This is a genomic window from Pseudomonas sp. HS-18 (assembly GCF_020401845.1).
GTDB lineage: Bacteria > Pseudomonadota > Gammaproteobacteria > Pseudomonadales > Pseudomonadaceae > Pseudomonas > Pseudomonas nitroreducens.
Genome location: NZ_CP084413.1, coordinates 5,682,212 through 5,697,139, shown reverse-complemented (window position 1 = coordinate 5,697,139; position 14,928 = coordinate 5,682,212). Strand labels below are relative to the sequence as shown.

The window sequence follows — 14,928 nt, the reverse complement described above, 5'->3', positions numbered from 1 at the left end:
TCGGACTTTCTGCGTGCAAATCGGTGGATACAACGCACCGCTATGCTGGTCCAAGTGAACAGGCCAAGGGAGAATGCCGGCCCGGCATGCTCAGGCGGCCGATGATTACCGGCAGCGGCGTGGGGACGTCGCTGCTTCCACCGACGCGGCCAGCAGGGAGTTCAGGTATGACGCGCGGGAAACGAATCTGCCTCTGGAGCTTCACCGGTTTCATCGCGGTGATAGCCGCGCTGGTGGTGTTCATCGCCACCTTCGACTGGAACCGGGTGAAGCCGACCATCAACGAGAAGGTCTCGGCCGAGCTGGGGCGCCCCTTCGCCATCAATGGCGACCTGCAGGTGTTCTGGCGCACGGAACCTGCGGAGGGCGGCTGGCGCGCCTACGTGCCGTGGCCGCACTTCAGCGCGCAGGACATTACCCTGGGCAATCCGGACTGGGCGGCGGGCAAGACGCGCGCGCCGAACTTCGCGAGCCTCGAAAAAGTCGAGTTCCGCCTCGCCCCGCTGCCGCTGTTGTGGCAGACGGTGCGCATCCCGCAGATCGTCCTCACCCGCCCCAGCGCCGACCTGCTGCGCCTGGCCGACGGCCGCGCCACCTGGACCTTCGAGCTGCCGAAGAAGGAAGAAGACCCCAACGCCATCCCCGAGCAATCCTCCTGGAAGCTGGACATCGGCGAGATCGGCTTCGACAAGGGCAGCGTCACCCTCGATGACCAGAGCCTGAAGACTCGCCTCGAGCTGCTGGTGGATCCGCTCGGCAAGCCGGTGCCCTTCGGCCAGTTGGCGGGCAAGGCGCTGGCCGGTGGCGACAAGGCGGCCACCCAGGACTACGTGTTCGGCTGGAAGCTCAAGGGCCAGTACAAGGGCCTGCCGCTCGCGGGCGCGGGCAAGGTCGGTGGCGTGCTGGCGTTGCAGAATGCGGCCAAGCCGTTCCCGGTGCAGGCCGACGTATCCGCCGGGAGCACCCGCGCGAGCATCGTCGGCACCCTGACCGATCCGCTGAACCTTGGCGCGCTGGATTTGCGCCTGCAACTGGCCGGCACCAGCATGGCCAACCTTTTCCCGCTCACCGGCGTGACCCTGCCCGATACGCCGGCCTACGAGACCGACGGCCGCCTCAAGGCCGAGCTGCACGACTCGGGCGGCGCGCAGTTCCACTACGAGAACTTCAACGGCAAGGTTGGCGACAGCGACCTGCATGGCGACCTCGTGTTCGTCAATCGCCAGCCGCGGCCCAAACTGTCCGGCAAGTTGCGCTCGGACCAGTTGCGCATGGCCGACCTCGGCCCGCTGATCGGTGCAGACTCCAATCAGGAAAAGCAGGCGCGTGGCCAGAGCACCCGCCAGCCGGCGGACAAAGTGCTGCCGGTGGAAGAGTTCCGCACCGACCGCTGGCGCGCCATGGACGCCGACGTGGAGTTCACCGGCAAGCGCATCGTGCACGGCGACAAGCTGCCGATCAGCGACCTCTATACCCACCTGGTGCTCAACGATGGCCTGCTGAGCCTGGAACCGCTGCGCTTCGGCGTGGCCGGCGGCACGCTGGATTCGCACATCCGCCTGGACGGCGGCAAGACGCCGCTGCAGAGCAAGGTCCAGTTGCAGGCGCGCAGCTTCAAGCTCAAGGAGTTGTTCCCCAGCTTCGCGCCGATGCAGTCGAGCTTCGGCGAGCTCAACGGCGACGCGACCATTGCCGGCACCGGCAATTCGGTGGCGACCATCCTGGCCGGCGCCAATGGCGAGATGAAGCTGCTGATCAATGATGGCCGCATCAGCCGCAGCCTGATGGAGATCGCCGGGCTCAACGTGGGCAACTACGTGGTGAACAAACTGTTCGGCGATGACGAGGTGAAGATCAATTGCGCCGCCGCCGACGTGGGTATTGCCAATGGCCTGGCCAAGCCGCGGGTGTTCGCCTTCGATACCGAGAACGCCATCATCACGGTGGATGGCACGGCCAACTTCGCCACCGAGCAGCTCGACCTGGACATCACGCCGCAGAGCAAGGGTGTGCGCATTTTCTCCCTGCGTTCGCCGCTCTATGTGCAGGGTACCTTCAAGAATCCGAAAGCTGGCGTGCATGTGCTGCCGCTGGCGGCGCGTGGCGCAGGGATGGTCGCTCTCGGCGTGGCGGTGGCCCCGGCGGCAGCGCTGCTGGCGCTGATCGCCCCGAGCAAGCAGGACGACAACCAGTGCGCGGCGCTGCTGCAGCAGATGAAGCAGCCGCCGAAAGCGCCGACCACGCGCAAATAAAAGGCGGGATGAACCTGTAGGAGCGAGGGGGACGCCTAGTCCTTGTTCGCGAACCGCCTCGCAGCGGGGGTGTTCGCGAGCAGGCTCGCTCCTACGAAAGGCCGGGTCGGTGTTCTCTAATAAATCGGCACGTACAGGTCGGTTTCCGAAGCCGGATCTTCCGGCCCCAGGAAGCGCTCGGTGTAGCGCTCCAGGTCCACGCCCTTCTTCGGCTCCAGGCCGTGGCGGGCCAGCAGGCTGGAATAGATAGCCTGGAAGCTGTCGGCGATGGCGGTGACCGGGCCGATGTGGGTGAACACCGCGTACTTCTGCGCGGGAACCCCGTAGCGGGTCATGCCCGCGGGCACGTTCGCGCCGGGCTCCACCGGCAGCCCGGCGATGTAGTGGAATTCGCCGCCCGGCAGCTGGCTGCAGACGCCATAGGCGGCTGTGTCCTGCGCGCTGGCGCTGACCTCCTTTTCGCGTGGCAGGAAGCGCTGCCACAGCTGGCCAATGCTGTCGCCCGGCGCGCTGCCACGGTAATCCATGCCCACCACGTCGAAGGCGGGCAGTTCGATGATGCGGTATTTCATGGTCGGCTCCTCAGGTGGCTGCTGGGATGATAGACGGCCACCGCGTGGCGGGAATATCCCCGCCTGCAGGACTGTGGCGATGTGCCGAACGAAAAAGCCCCCGCCGGCCGGCGGGGGCTTGTCGTCACGCCCGGGCGGGCATCACGGCTGGGCGTCGCGCTCGTGTCGGTCGAGCTCGGAGCAGGTCATGAAGCCCGATCCATCGACTCGGCCACTGCCGTCGAAGCTCACGTAGAAGGGCTGTTGCTGCCCGTCCTTGCTGAGGATGTAGCTGTTGCAGCTGCCCGGTTTCATTAGGCGTTTCTGCGTCGACGACGGTGTGCCGCCGATCTTCAGGACTTCTTCCTGGCTCATTCCCTTCTCGACGTTGCGCACCAGCGGCTGGTCGCGGAAGGTGATGTAGTTGACCGGGTTCTGCACCTTGGTGGAAGCGCAGCCCGCCACCGAAGCCAGTACCAACAGCGCCAGCAGTGATCGCTTGTACATGGTGTTCTCCTTGGTTGAGCAATTCACTCGCTCAACTTGGAGCCTAGGCCAGGATCGGGCGTTCAAGAAATCTGCAGGGCAGGCTTTTATTCGGCTTCCTTCAGGGCTTCGTCCAGGCGCTGCTGGTTCTGTACGTTGGCGGCGTCGATCTGCTGTTTGAGCTGCTCGATCTGCTGCTGGGCCTGTTGCGCCTGCTGGGCTTGCAGCTTGGCGGTGGTGGCCGTGGTCGCGGCGGTTTCGCCGAGGCCGCAGGCCGAAAGGGCGGCGCAAAGCATCAGGAGGCTGCTCAGGTGGAAGAGGCGCATGGCGGGCTCCGGCGCGGGGAGGAATGACCGCCACACTAGCGCATGGCGGTCCCGGCGTCAGTGCGCGACCGCTCAGCCGTAGCGCTTCATCGCTTCGATGGCCAGGCCGTTGCCGATCCCGCCGAAGCGGTCGCCGTCGACGTGCCGGGCGTTGGGCAGCATGGCCGCCACGCTCTGGCGCAACGCCGGTACGCCGGAGGAACCGCCGGTGAAGAACACCGTGTCCACGCGCGCCGGGTCCACGTCGGCCGAATTGAGCAGGTTGGTGATGCTACCGCGCACGCGCTCCAGCAGCGGGGCGATGGCGCCTTCGAACAGTTCGCGGCTCAGCTCGGCGACCAGCCCCGGCTCGATACGCATCAGGTCGATGTCGCGGCGCTCGGTGTCGGACAGCTCGATCTTGCTGGTTTCCACCTGCATCGCCAGCCAGTGGCCGGCGCGCTGCTCGATCAGCTTGAACAGGCGGTCGATGCCGGTGGCGTCGACGATGTCGTAGCGCATGTTCTGCAGCGCCAGCTGGGACTTCTGCGCGTATACCGCGTTGATGGTGTGCCAGGTAGCCAGGTTGAGGTGGTAGCTGGTCGGCATGAAGGCGTCGCTCTTCATCCTGCTGCCGTAGCCGAACAGCGGCATCACGCCCTGGATGCTCAGTTGCTTGTCGAAATCGGTACCGCCGATATGCACACCGCCGGTGGCGAGGATGTCGCTCTGGCGGTCGGCCACTTCGCGACGCTCGGGCGACAGGCGCACCAGCGAGAAGTCCGAGGTACCGCCGCCGATATCGACGATCAGCACCAGCTCCTCGCGCTCGATGCTGCGCTCGTAGTCGAAGGCCGCGGCGAGAGGTTCGTACTGGAAGGAGACGTCCTTGAAGCCGAGCTTCTGCGCCACGGCGACCAGGGTGTCCTGGGCTTCCTGGTCAGCCTTGGGATCGTCGTCGACGAAGAACACCGGACGGCCCAGCACGACGGACTCGAACTCGCGCCCGGCAACCGCTTCGGCGCGCTTCTTCAGCTCGCCGATGAACAGCCCCAGCAGGTCCTTGAACGGCATGGCGCTGCCCAGCACGGTGGTCTCGCTTTTCAGCAGTGAGGAACCCAGCAGGCTTTTCAGCGAGCGCATCAGGCGGCCTTCGTAGCCTTCCAGGTATTCGTGCAGGGCCAGGCGGCCGTACACCGGGCGGCGTTCCTCGACGTTGAAGAAGATCACCGAGGGCAGGGTGATCTTGTCGTCTTCCAGGGCGATCAGCGGTTCGGTGTCCGGGCGCCACCAGCCGACGGTGGAGTTGGAGGTGCCGAAGTCGATGCCCAGGGCGCGGGCCGCAGTAGTCGGGAACATGGTGCGCGAGTGTCCGGAGAAAAAACGGCCGCGCAGTGTACGCGAGCGCGGAGGGAAAACCAGGGTATCCGTCGGAAGGCTATGGTGGCAAAGAGGGCTTGGGGAGTAGCTTGTAGTTTTGCTACATTGTATTCCTGTAGTTTTCCTACAAGAGTTTTCGACTATCTGATTTCCGTTCTCCCACCCCGTACAAGCAGTTGGATCCCACCATGCACAGAGCCTCCTTCCACGAATTGCGCAAGGATTTCCGCGCCTTACTGAGTTCTTCAGCCTGCTATCACACCGCATCGGTGTTCGATCCCATGTCGGCGCGCATCGCCGCGGATCTGGGGTTCGAGGTGGGCATCCTGGGCGGTTCTGTAGCTTCACTACAAGTTCTGGCTGCGCCTGACTTCGCGCTGATCACCCTTAGCGAATTCACCGAGCAGGCCACCCGCATCGGTCGCGTCGCCCGTCTGCCGGTGATCGCCGACGCCGACCACGGCTACGGCAACGCGCTGAACACCATGCGCACCATCGTCGAGCTGGAGCGCGCCGGCGTGGCCGCGCTGACCATCGAGGATACGCTGCTGCCGGCGCAATTCGGCCGCAAGTCCACCGACCTGATCCCGGTCGAGGAAGGCGTCGGCAAGATCCGCGCCGCGCTGGAAGCGCGCATCGATTCGGAAATGGCGATCATCGCCCGCACCAACGCCGAGGTGCTGGAAGTGGACGATGTGATCCGCCGCACCCTGGCCTACCAGGCCGCCGGCGCCGACGGCATCTGCATGGTCGGCATCCGCGACTTCGACCACCTGGAAGCCATCTCCCGCCACCTGTCCGTGCCGCTGATGCTGGTGTCCTACGGCAACCCCGAGCTGCGCGACGATGCACGACTGGCCGAGCTGGGCGTGCGCATCGTGGTCGACGGCCACGCCGCCTACTTCGCCGCGATCAAGGCTACCTACGACTGCCTGCGCGAGCAGCGCGGCGTGCATGCCTCCGACCTGACCGCTTCGGAACTGGCGAAGAAGTACACGCTGCCCGAGGAGTACCAGATCTGGGCGCGCGAATACATGGAAGTCAAAGAGTAGGACCGCCTATCCCGCGTCGCTCAACTTCGCGGCAGATGCGCCAGCAGGTATTCGACCTGGGCGTTGAAGGGATAGAGCAGAGTGCCTTCGGGTTTCTCCGCCTTGCGCAGGTAGCTCCAGCGCGAGAGCAGGGAGTCCCGGCTGGCACCGGCGGGTAGTGCCGCCAGGCGTTCGCCGATCAGCTCCTGCAGTTCCCCGATGCGTGTCGCATCGCCCTCGCTTTCCTTCCCCAGCAAACGCCCGTTGGCCCGCCGCGCCTCCAGCAGCGCCAGCTCGCGCAGCTCGTCTTGCAGTCCGTCTGGTGCCGGCTCCCGCGCCAGGATGAAGGTGTCGAACAGCCCGGCCACTTCCCGTGTCTGCAGCAATGCTTGTTGCAGGTCAACGTCCTTCTGCAAGTAAGCCGCACGCACCTTTTCCAGCGTCTGTCGATAGAGTTGCCAGAGGTCCTGCAGGTTGGCGGCATTCTTCTGCTGCGACAGTTGTTGCTCGAAGCTTGGGCCCAGGCTCTCCAGGCGCGTCAGGAAACGTTCGTCGCCGGTCGCGCTGTACAGCAGCAGGTAGCGTTCCATATCGCGCAGGCTGGCATCGACGGCGTCGGCATTGGCGGCGCGCGGCAGAAGGCCGGCGAGAAGAAGGCTGGCGAGTAAGGCGGAGGCGTAGCGCATGGCGGGGTTCCGGCAGACAGAGATCTGCCGATTCTCGGCAGGCTTGCCCGTGCGGAACATCAGACGTATCTGGATTCCCGGCGACGCGCTCGTCGCTTCCTGCGCCATCACCCTTGCAATCCCTTGCAGTGCCCTGCATATCTTCAGTACAGCGAAGATTCCACGGGAGGTCGCCATGGCCAGCGGCTGGGCAAACGACGGAGCGGTTCAGGAGCAGATCGACAGCACCATCGAGGATGCCATTGCACGGGCGCGCAGCCAGTTGCCCAAGGGCGAGAGCCTGACCCATTGCGAGGAGTGCGATGCGCTGATTCCCGAGGCGCGGCGCAAGGCCATTCCCGGCGTGCGGCTGTGCGTCAGCTGCCAGGCCGCGCATGACAAGGAGCAGTCCGCCCACAGCGGCTACAACCGTCGCGGCAGCAAGGACAGCCAGCTGCGCTGAGGCTTTTTCCTCCAATGAGAGCGGCGCCCCGAGGCGCCGTTCTGCATTGTAGGAGCGAGCATTCCGGTATCAAGGGGTTGGCATGAGCGGCACCAGTACGCTGAAGCTGATGATGCCGTCGGCCTGTTCCACTTCGATGCGGCCGCCATGGGCGTTGACGATGGCCTGGGAAATGTACAGGCCGATGCCCAGCCCGCTCTTGTTGCGGCCACGACCGCCGGCATCCTGCTTGAACGGCTCGAAGAGGTTGCCCAGACGCGCCTCGTCCAGTGCCTCGGCCTCGTTGAGGATACTCAGCCGCGCCAGCTCGCCCTGGCGGCGCAGCTCCACCAGCACCGGGCGGCCGGGGCGGCCGTGGTGGCGGGCATTGCTCAACAGGTTGGCCACCACCTGCAGATAACGGTCCGGGTCGACCTGCGCCTGCACGTCTTCCTCGATGGCGGTCTCGATGGACAGGCCCGGATAGGCCACGTCGGTTTCCTGGACGATATCGCGTACCAGCCGCGAGAGCTCGGCGGCTACCGGCTTCACCGTCATTCCCGCGCCGCTTTGCAGACGGCTCATCTCGAGAATCTGGCTGATCAGGCGTTCCATGCGGCTGCTGGAGTAGGTGATGTGCTGGCGCAGCTCGGCATTGCGCACGTCGCTGGAGGAAAGCATCGCGGCCGCCATGGAGATGGATTGCAGCGGGTTGCGCAGGTCGTGGCCGAGCACGGCGATCAGGCGCTGGCGCATGCGGTCGATCTCCCCGGCGCGGTTCAGGCACAGCTCCACCAGTTCGGTGCGCAGCTTGTCGGCGACGCTCAGATCGATACCGGTCCAGGGCATCGAGCGCCCACGCACCACTTCTTCCCAGGCCTCGAACGAGCCACGCGGGGTCAGGCGCGCGCCGGAGGGGCCGGTCTTGACGATCTTCTCCGGCTTGCCACCCCAGCGGATGCGGTGCACCTGCTCCAGGCGCAGCCAGACGATCCAGCCCGACTCCTGGCGATGGAAACGAATCGCCATGACGCCGCAGTAGCGCGGGTCATGCAGGCCCTCGGGCAGATCCAGGCGGCGGTCGCTGTGGAACAGGTCCAGCTCGTCGTTCTGTTGCAGCTGGGCGACGATGGAAACGGCCAGGTCCTCGAAGTCGCCGCCGATGCTGCTGGCGCGCCCGCCGAGCATCACCACCGCGCCATCGCAGGGCAGCAGGTCGGCGACGTTGGCATCGGGGCGGGCCAGGGCGCTGAGCAGGTCGTCGGAGTCGCGGGTGCGGCGCAGCAGTGCCTGCTGGCGCTCGGAAGCCTGGCGCAGGAGTTCGCTGGTGCGGCTCTGTTCCAGGCGCTCGACCATGGCGCTGCAGACCTGGGAGAACACCTGGAAGGACATGCGGATCGGGTAGGGCACCACCTTCGGGCTCATGTGGTGGCAGGAGAACAGCCCCCACAGGCGCCCGCCGACTACGATGGAAATGCTCATCGAGGCGCGCACGCCCATGTTCGCCAAGTACTCGCAGTGGATCGGCGAGACGCTGCGCAGGGTGCTGAAACTCAGGTCGAACGGCTTGCCGCTGCCGGGGTTCAGCGTGGGGTGCACGGCCACCGGCTGGTAGGCGGCATCGCCGATCAGCCGCACCGGATTCTGCAGGTACAGGCGGCGCGCCTGGGCGGGGATGTCCGATGCCGGGTAGCGCTGGCCGAGATAGCTTTCCAGGTCTTCGCGACGGGATTCGGCGACCACCTCGCCGGACTCGTCTTCGTTGAAGCGGTAGGCCATGACGCGGTCGTAGCCGGTCATCCGCCGCACTTCCTCGGTGACGCTGATCAGCAGGCTCTCGACGTCATTGCGTAGCTGCAGCTGGCTGACCAGGCGCTGGGCGTTGAGGGCGAAGGTGGTGAAGGAGGCGGTCCCGGCAGCGCGCCGTTCGAACTCCAGGTAGCGCACGCCGTCATGGCTGTGGCCGATCACGTCGAAGCAGCGCCGGTTGATCCGTGCCTCCACGCTGTTGACCCAGGGGCCCTGCTCGGCCAGCCCGTCCGCGAGCATCGCCAGCACGCCGGGCCCGACGCAGGCTTCCGCCAGCGGTTCGCCCAGCGGCGGGGCGATGCCCAGCAGGGTGCCGAGGTTGTCGCTGAAGCCGAGTACTCGACCCTGCTCGTCGAGTGCGATCAGCGCACCGTGGGGCTGGATCGCGCCGGGCACATGGATGGGTTCGTCCTCGCAGTTGGCGAGGGTGACGGGCTGATCGCTCATGCCTGGCCCGCCCGGTCGGGTGTGGCGTCGATCACCCAGTCGCGGAACGACGTGAAGGCCTGTACGGCCGCCTGTTGCGCAAGGGCGATGTCTTCGGCGGTGCTGACGTGTTCGGCCAGCAGGCGCTGGAAGCTGCCCCAGCGCTCGCCCGTGTGCTCGCCGTAGCCTTGCAGCCAGCGCAGCGGCAGGGGATCGAGGGAGGTCTTGAGGCGCTTGTAGAGTACGCGTCCGCCAAGGGTCGCGCCTTCGGCGACATAGGCGATGCCGAAGGCTTCGGCCAGGCAGCTCGGCTTGGGTACCCAGGGGCAGTCGGCCATGGGCTCTTCGGCGTGGGCGCCGGCCCGCAGGTCGTCTTCCAGCCACCGGCTCTTGCCCCGGCGCAGGGCTGCATCGTCGGCGTCCGGCCAGAGCGGCCAGAGTGCCTGCTCCAGCGGGCGCATCCAGCCGAGAACGCGGGCGGCATGATCGAGGTAGTCGGCGCGGGTCAGCGCGGCAGTCAGCGGCGAGCGACTGTCGAGGTCGGCATGCAGGGCATGGGTGGCTGCGCGCAACGCGGCCAGAGCGGGCGAAATACCCGTGCGGTCGTTTGTCTGCGGAGTCATCGCCGTCATCGCTGGTCCACCTGATTCTTCGAGCAGCAGAGCATAGCAGCCCAGCTGTACGACAGGGCCGACGGATGAAAGCTGATCGAAATGTCAGGTGTTTCCAGGAGGAGGCGAAGTGCAAAAAAAAGGCCGCCACACTCTCGTGCGACGGCCCCCGTTCAGCGTGGGATCAGAAGTTGACCTTCAGCCCCAGCGTCACCGCCTGGTCGCGGTAACCGTTGTCGCCGAACTGCTTGCCCACTTCACCCCAGACGTTGACCCGGCTGTTCACCTTGCTGGTGGCGCCGAGCTTCACTTCGAAGATGTCGCTGGCGCCGTCCATCTCGAACTTGCTGCTGCCCATCTTCGCACCGAAGTCCTTGGAGTTGTGGATCCAGTTGGTCTCCAGGTACGGCTCCACGCCATAGGTGTTGGCGAAGCCGCCTTCCTGGTTGCTGCGCACGGCGGCGCGGGCGCCCAGGCGGGTCATGACATTGCCGTCGCCCTTGCCGGTGACCTTGGTGCCGTTGGCCTCGCGGTGGCTGTCAGCCTTCACGCCCATGTACACCACCTGCGCCTGGGGCTGCACGTAGTAGCTGGCGCTTTCGGTCTTCGCCACTTCGAAGGTCTTGCCGGCCTCGATGGAAGCAGTGATGCCCTTGAGGTCGTAGCTCTCCTTGGCCAACTGGTCGCCTTTCACGTCGGCATCGAATTCGTTGTAGAGAATCCAGCCGTCGACGTACGCACCGTTCTCATCGTCCTTGTTCTCGTACCAGGTGCCATAGACGCCCAGGCTGTAGCCGTCGATCTCGCCGCGCGAGCGGTAGCCGGTGACGCGGGACTTGGTCGTCGAGTTGCCGTTGGCGTAGCCGGCCATCACACCCAGTACCCAGTCGCCGTTGTCGGTTTCCTTGCGGTACAGGTCGCTGCCGATCTGCAGCACGTAGCGGTTGGCTTCGGTCTTGAGCTGGCCGGTGCTGTCTTCCCAGCGGGTCGAGCCATCGACGTTGCGCATCCAGAGCATGGAAGTGACTTCCTTGCCGGTATCCGGATCGACGTAGGTCAGGTTGCCGGTGCGGTCATGCAGACGGTGCAGGAACATGGTGTTGGCCGCCGCGATGTTGGCGGTGTAGCTGCCGCCTTCGGGCTGGCGCACGCGGTCCTTGTCGCTGGGCTTCGGCGCTGGGTCCACGGGCCCTGGTTGCTCCGGCGCGGGATCGACCGGATCGGGGTCTTCCGGGGTCGGGTCGACCGGGCCCGGCGGGTCGACTGGCGGCGGATCAACTGGCGGCGGATCAACCGGTGGAGGATCAACCGGCGGCGGGTCAACGGGTGGCGGATCCTCCGGATCGGGATCGTTCGGCTTGTACGAGGTCAGGAACCAGTCGCTGTCCGCACCGGTGGAGCCGACGAAGCTGCCGCCGCGGCGCAGCACGTACTCATAGCCGCCAGCGGTGACGCGGTCGGACTTGAACTCGCCCGCGGAGGTGCCGCCGACGGTGATCATCTCGATCCCCTGTTCGGTTTCGTCGCCCAGCCCGGTGGTGTTGTTGACCGTGACGCGGGTTTCGCCCGAGGTACTGCCGGTGATGGCCAGTTTGTCGGTTTCCGAGGTGTCGTCGCCCAGGTAGGTGTTCATGACCAGATGGCCGCCACCGCTGAAATCGCCATCCACGGTCAGCGTCTTGTAGGTGTATGCGCCGTGTTCGTCGTGGCGGTCATAGACCAGTTGCGCGCCGTTGGTGAGCGTCAGGTTGGTGAGGTTGGAGTTGCCGGTCATGAACCACTGGCTGGCGGCGCCATCCATGGCGAGGTCGATCACGCCATCGGTGGCGGTGCTGGTGGTGCCATTGAGGTAGGAGCCGGCGGCCATTTTCAGGTCGATGACGCCGGTCTTGTCGGCATACAGGGCAACGCCCTTGCGGTTCTGCACGTCACTCGCCGCGCTGCTGTCCAGGCGGTACACCGAGGCTGCCTCGGCGCGAATCAGCGAGTCGGCGCCGGAGGCGTAGAGCGCACGGTTGCCATCGGTGACGGTGACGCTGGTGTCGCCGCCCAGGTAGACCTGGCCGCCACGGTCGCCGTTCTTGTCTGCCGCCGTTTGCGCGTAGATGCCGTATGCGTTGGTTTTCTCGGTGGTAATACTGGTATCGCCGAGGCGGATAACGCCGCCGCGGTTGGCATAGACGGCATGGGCAGAGCTGCCCTTGCTGACGATGGTGCTGCCGTCGCCGAGAATTACTTCGGCGTCGCCCCAGTAGGTATTGGCGGACAGCGAGCGATTGCCTGCATAGACAGCGTAACCCGTTCCGTCGATCGAATTCGCGCCACTTCCGTTGGTGGTGATCTGCGCGCCGGCGCCCAGTTCGATGAGGTTTTTGCCTCCGTTCTTCGAGGTGTTGGCGCGCACACCCATACCCGATCCTTCGGCGGTGATGATGGCGCCGTCGCCGACACGCACTTCCGAGTTGAGCGCGTTCTCGGTCACGTTGATGCCGTCCGCCGAGCTGCCCTTGGTGACGATGTGCAGCTTGTCGATGGAGATCTTGCTCCCACCGTTGTTGGCCTGAATGGCGTCCGACTTGCTGGAGGCCGTGGTGATCGACACATCCTTGAGGGTGTACTTCGAGCTGTTGCCGTAGATGCCGAAACCGGTGGGCGTGAAGGACTGATTCTCGCCAGTGGTATCGATCACGATCTTTTCGTAGGTCGACGTATCGCCAGGGGCCCAGTAGATGCTGGTCGTGCAGTTCAGCGTCGAGCCGTCTACCGAGCAGGAGCCGGCGGCGGCGCCTCCGCTATGGGCAAGCATGCCGGCGGCCAGGGCGACGTGGATGGCCAGCAGGGTTTTCTTGAAGCGCATTGCATTCCTCCTTGCGCCCGCTCACTAGGTGAGCGAATGCGTATTCCGGCGCAAGGAGCCGTTCACTGGCTGAAGAGCGGAAGCTTGGGCTTCCAAGAGCGGATCCTTCCTGCACCGGGAGATGGCGCCTGATCGCGTCAGGCAAGGGGAGGGCAGCACTCCGGACTTCAGAGCCCTGCCCGTCCAGCTGCGTAGGGCGCGCTGGATCAGTGGGCTCATTGTTCAGCTGCGGTTCAGCTGGCCGAATAAGACGAATCTCAATCGGCCATGGGCGGGCGGCGGGATCGGAAAAAGCTTGATTTATCGCAATGAGGAGAACCGGACCGGGCGTTGCGCGCCGGTCCGGTGAAGCGGCTCAGAACAGAAAATAGCGCTGTGCCATCGGCAGCACGTCCGCCGGCTCGCACCACAGCAACTGCCCGTCCGCGCGCACCTGATAGTTCTGCGCATCGACCTCGATGTTCGGCAGGTACGCGTTGTGGATCAGGTCGGTCTTCTGCACGCTGCGGCAGCCTTTCACCACACCGATGGCTTTGCGCAGGCCCAGCTCGTGGTGCACGCCAAGGTCGAACGCCGCCTGGCTGATGAAGGTCAGGCAGGTGGCGTGGCGGCTGCCGGCGTAGCTGGCGAACATCGGCCGGTAGTGCACCGGCTGCGGCGTCGGGATCGAGGCGTTGGCGTCGCCCATCAGGCTTGCGGCGATCGCGCCGCCCTTGAGGATCAGGCTCGGCTTCACGCCGAAGAAAGCCGGGCGCCAGAGCACCAGGTCGGCCAGCTTGCCCACTTCGATGCTGCCCACTTCATGGGCCACGCCGTGGGTGATCGCCGGGTTGATGGTGTACTTGGCGATGTAGCGCTTGGCGCGGAAGTTGTCGTTGCGCGCACCGTCGCCGTCCAGGGCGCCGCGCTGTTTCTTCATCTTGTCGGCGGTCTGCCAGGTACGGGTGATCACTTCGCCGACGCGGCCCATGGCCTGGCTGTCGGAGCTGATCATGCTGAAGGCGCCGAGGTCGTGGAGGATGTCCTCGGCGGCGATGGTCTCGCGGCGAATGCGCGACTCGGCGAAGGCCACGTCCTCGGCGATGCTCGGGTCCAGGTGATGGCAGACCATGAGCATGTCCAGGTGCTCGTCGATGGTATTGCGGGTGAAGGGGCGCGTCGGGTTGGTCGAGCTGGGCAGCACGTTGGCGAAGCCGCAGGCCTTGATGATGTCCGGCGCGTGGCCGCCACCGGCGCCTTCGGTGTGGTAGGTGTGGATGGTGCGGCCCTTGAAGGCGGCCAGGGTAGTTTCGACGAAGCCGGATTCGTTGAGGGTGTCGGTGTGGATCGCCACCTGCACGTCGAGACGGTCGGCCACCGACAGGCAGTTGTCGATGGCCGCCGGGGTGGTGCCCCAGTCCTCGTGCAGCTTCAGGCCGATGGCGCCGGCGCGCACCTGCTCCTCCAGCGGCAGCGGCAGGCTGGCGTTGCCCTTGCCGGTGAAGCCGATGTTCATCGGGAAGGCGTCGGCGGCCTGGAGCATGCGCGCCATGTGCCACGGGCCGGAGGTGCAGGTGGTGGCGTTGGTGCCGGTAGCCGGCCCGGTGCCGCCACCGATCATGGTGGTGACGCCGCTCATCAGTGCCTCTTCGATCTGCTGCGGGCAGATGAAGTGGATGTGCGTGTCGATGCCGCCGGCGGTGAGGATCATGCCTTCGCCGGCGATCACTTCGGTGCTGGCGCCCAGGGCGATGGTCACGCCGGGCTGGATATCCGGGTTGCCGGCCTTGCCGATGGCGGCGATGCGGCCGTGCTTGAGGCCGACGTCGGCCTTGACGATGCCCCAGTGGTCAATGATCAGCGCGTTGGTGATGACCGTGTCGGCCACCTGCGCGGCGCACAGCTGACCCTGGCCCATGCCGTCGCGGATGACCTTGCCACCGCCGAACTTCACTTCCTCGCCGTAGACGGTGAAGTCCTTTTCCACTTCGACCCACAGGTCCGTGTCGGCCAGGCGCACGCGGTCGCCGACGGTGGGGCCGAACATGTCGGCGTAGGCTTGTCTGCTGATTTTCATCGGGGCTCCCTGGTCGATCCCTGCATTGGTTTCGCCCTCACCCCAACCCTCTCCCGG

The 14,928-nt window shown here is 65.7% G+C and carries 12 protein-coding genes; 3 read left to right on the top strand and 9 right to left on the bottom strand.

Annotated features, from left to right (window positions below):
* Positions 1 to 167 precede the first annotated feature (167 nt).
* Positions 168 to 2,252 carry an AsmA family protein gene (locus LDJ84_RS26585; protein WP_065085544.1) on the top strand — a complete coding sequence of 695 codons (2,085 nt, stop codon included), beginning with the start codon at positions 168 to 170 and terminating at the stop codon, positions 2,250 to 2,252.
* A gap of 116 nt (positions 2,253 to 2,368) precedes the next feature.
* Here the strand turns inward: LDJ84_RS26585 and LDJ84_RS26580 are convergent, their stop codons facing one another.
* The 4 genes from LDJ84_RS26580 to LDJ84_RS26565 all read right to left on the bottom strand — a co-directional run bounded on the left by LDJ84_RS26580 (position 2,369) and on the right by LDJ84_RS26565 (position 4,953).
* On the bottom strand, positions 2,369 to 2,824 hold the full coding sequence (locus LDJ84_RS26580) for a GyrI-like domain-containing protein (RefSeq protein ID WP_065085543.1): 456 nt from the start codon (positions 2,822 to 2,824) through the stop codon (positions 2,369 to 2,371).
* Between the two features lie 141 nt (positions 2,825 to 2,965).
* Positions 2,966 to 3,310 (bottom strand): osmotically-inducible lipoprotein OsmE, encoded by a 345-nt coding sequence (gene osmE / locus LDJ84_RS26575; protein WP_017518219.1) that lies wholly within the window; start codon positions 3,308 to 3,310, stop codon positions 2,966 to 2,968.
* Positions 3,311 to 3,396: 86 nt separating this feature from the next.
* A complete protein-coding gene (locus LDJ84_RS26570) occupies positions 3,397 to 3,615 on the bottom strand; it encodes a hypothetical protein (RefSeq protein ID WP_024766346.1) in 219 nt (72 codons plus the stop codon).
* A 72-nt stretch (positions 3,616 to 3,687) separates the two neighbouring features.
* Positions 3,688 to 4,953: an Hsp70 family protein gene (locus LDJ84_RS26565; RefSeq protein WP_024766347.1), complete on the bottom strand. Its 1,266-nt coding sequence runs from the start codon at positions 4,951 to 4,953 to the stop codon at positions 3,688 to 3,690.
* A gap of 209 nt (positions 4,954 to 5,162) precedes the next feature.
* Between LDJ84_RS26565 and LDJ84_RS26560 the strand changes: the two genes are divergently transcribed.
* A complete protein-coding gene (locus LDJ84_RS26560; protein ID WP_037011984.1) occupies positions 5,163 to 6,026 on the top strand; it encodes an isocitrate lyase/PEP mutase family protein in 864 nt (287 codons plus the stop codon).
* Positions 6,027 to 6,046: 20 nt separating this feature from the next.
* Here the strand turns inward: LDJ84_RS26560 and LDJ84_RS26555 are convergent, their stop codons facing one another.
* Positions 6,047 to 6,691: a hypothetical protein gene (locus LDJ84_RS26555; RefSeq protein WP_024766348.1), complete on the bottom strand. Its 645-nt coding sequence runs from the start codon at positions 6,689 to 6,691 to the stop codon at positions 6,047 to 6,049.
* A 175-nt stretch (positions 6,692 to 6,866) separates the two neighbouring features.
* Here LDJ84_RS26555 and LDJ84_RS26550 point away from each other — a divergent pair, with 175 nt between their 5' ends.
* Positions 6,867 to 7,133, top strand: a complete 267-nt coding sequence (locus tag LDJ84_RS26550) for a DksA/TraR family C4-type zinc finger protein (protein WP_024766349.1) — start codon at positions 6,867 to 6,869, stop codon at positions 7,131 to 7,133.
* 69 nt (positions 7,134 to 7,202) lie between these two features.
* Here the strand turns inward: LDJ84_RS26550 and LDJ84_RS26545 are convergent, their stop codons facing one another.
* The 4 genes from LDJ84_RS26545 to ureC all read right to left on the bottom strand — a co-directional run bounded on the left by LDJ84_RS26545 (position 7,203) and on the right by ureC (position 14,871).
* A complete protein-coding gene (locus LDJ84_RS26545; RefSeq protein ID WP_065085542.1) occupies positions 7,203 to 9,368 on the bottom strand; it encodes a GAF domain-containing protein in 2,166 nt (721 codons plus the stop codon).
* On the bottom strand, positions 9,365 to 9,970 hold the full coding sequence (locus LDJ84_RS26540) for a biliverdin-producing heme oxygenase (RefSeq protein WP_038803382.1): 606 nt from the start codon (positions 9,968 to 9,970) through the stop codon (positions 9,365 to 9,367). Before LDJ84_RS26540 ends, LDJ84_RS26545 begins: the two co-directional genes overlap by 4 nt.
* A gap of 172 nt (positions 9,971 to 10,142) precedes the next feature.
* Positions 10,143 to 12,815 carry an autotransporter outer membrane beta-barrel domain-containing protein gene (locus LDJ84_RS26535; protein WP_065085541.1) on the bottom strand — a complete coding sequence of 891 codons (2,673 nt, stop codon included), beginning with the start codon at positions 12,813 to 12,815 and terminating at the stop codon, positions 10,143 to 10,145.
* Positions 12,816 to 13,170: 355 nt separating this feature from the next.
* Entirely contained in the window at positions 13,171 to 14,871 is a 1,701-nt protein-coding gene (gene ureC / locus LDJ84_RS26530) for an urease subunit alpha (protein ID WP_065085540.1), read from the bottom strand.
* Positions 14,872 to 14,928 lie beyond the last annotated feature (57 nt).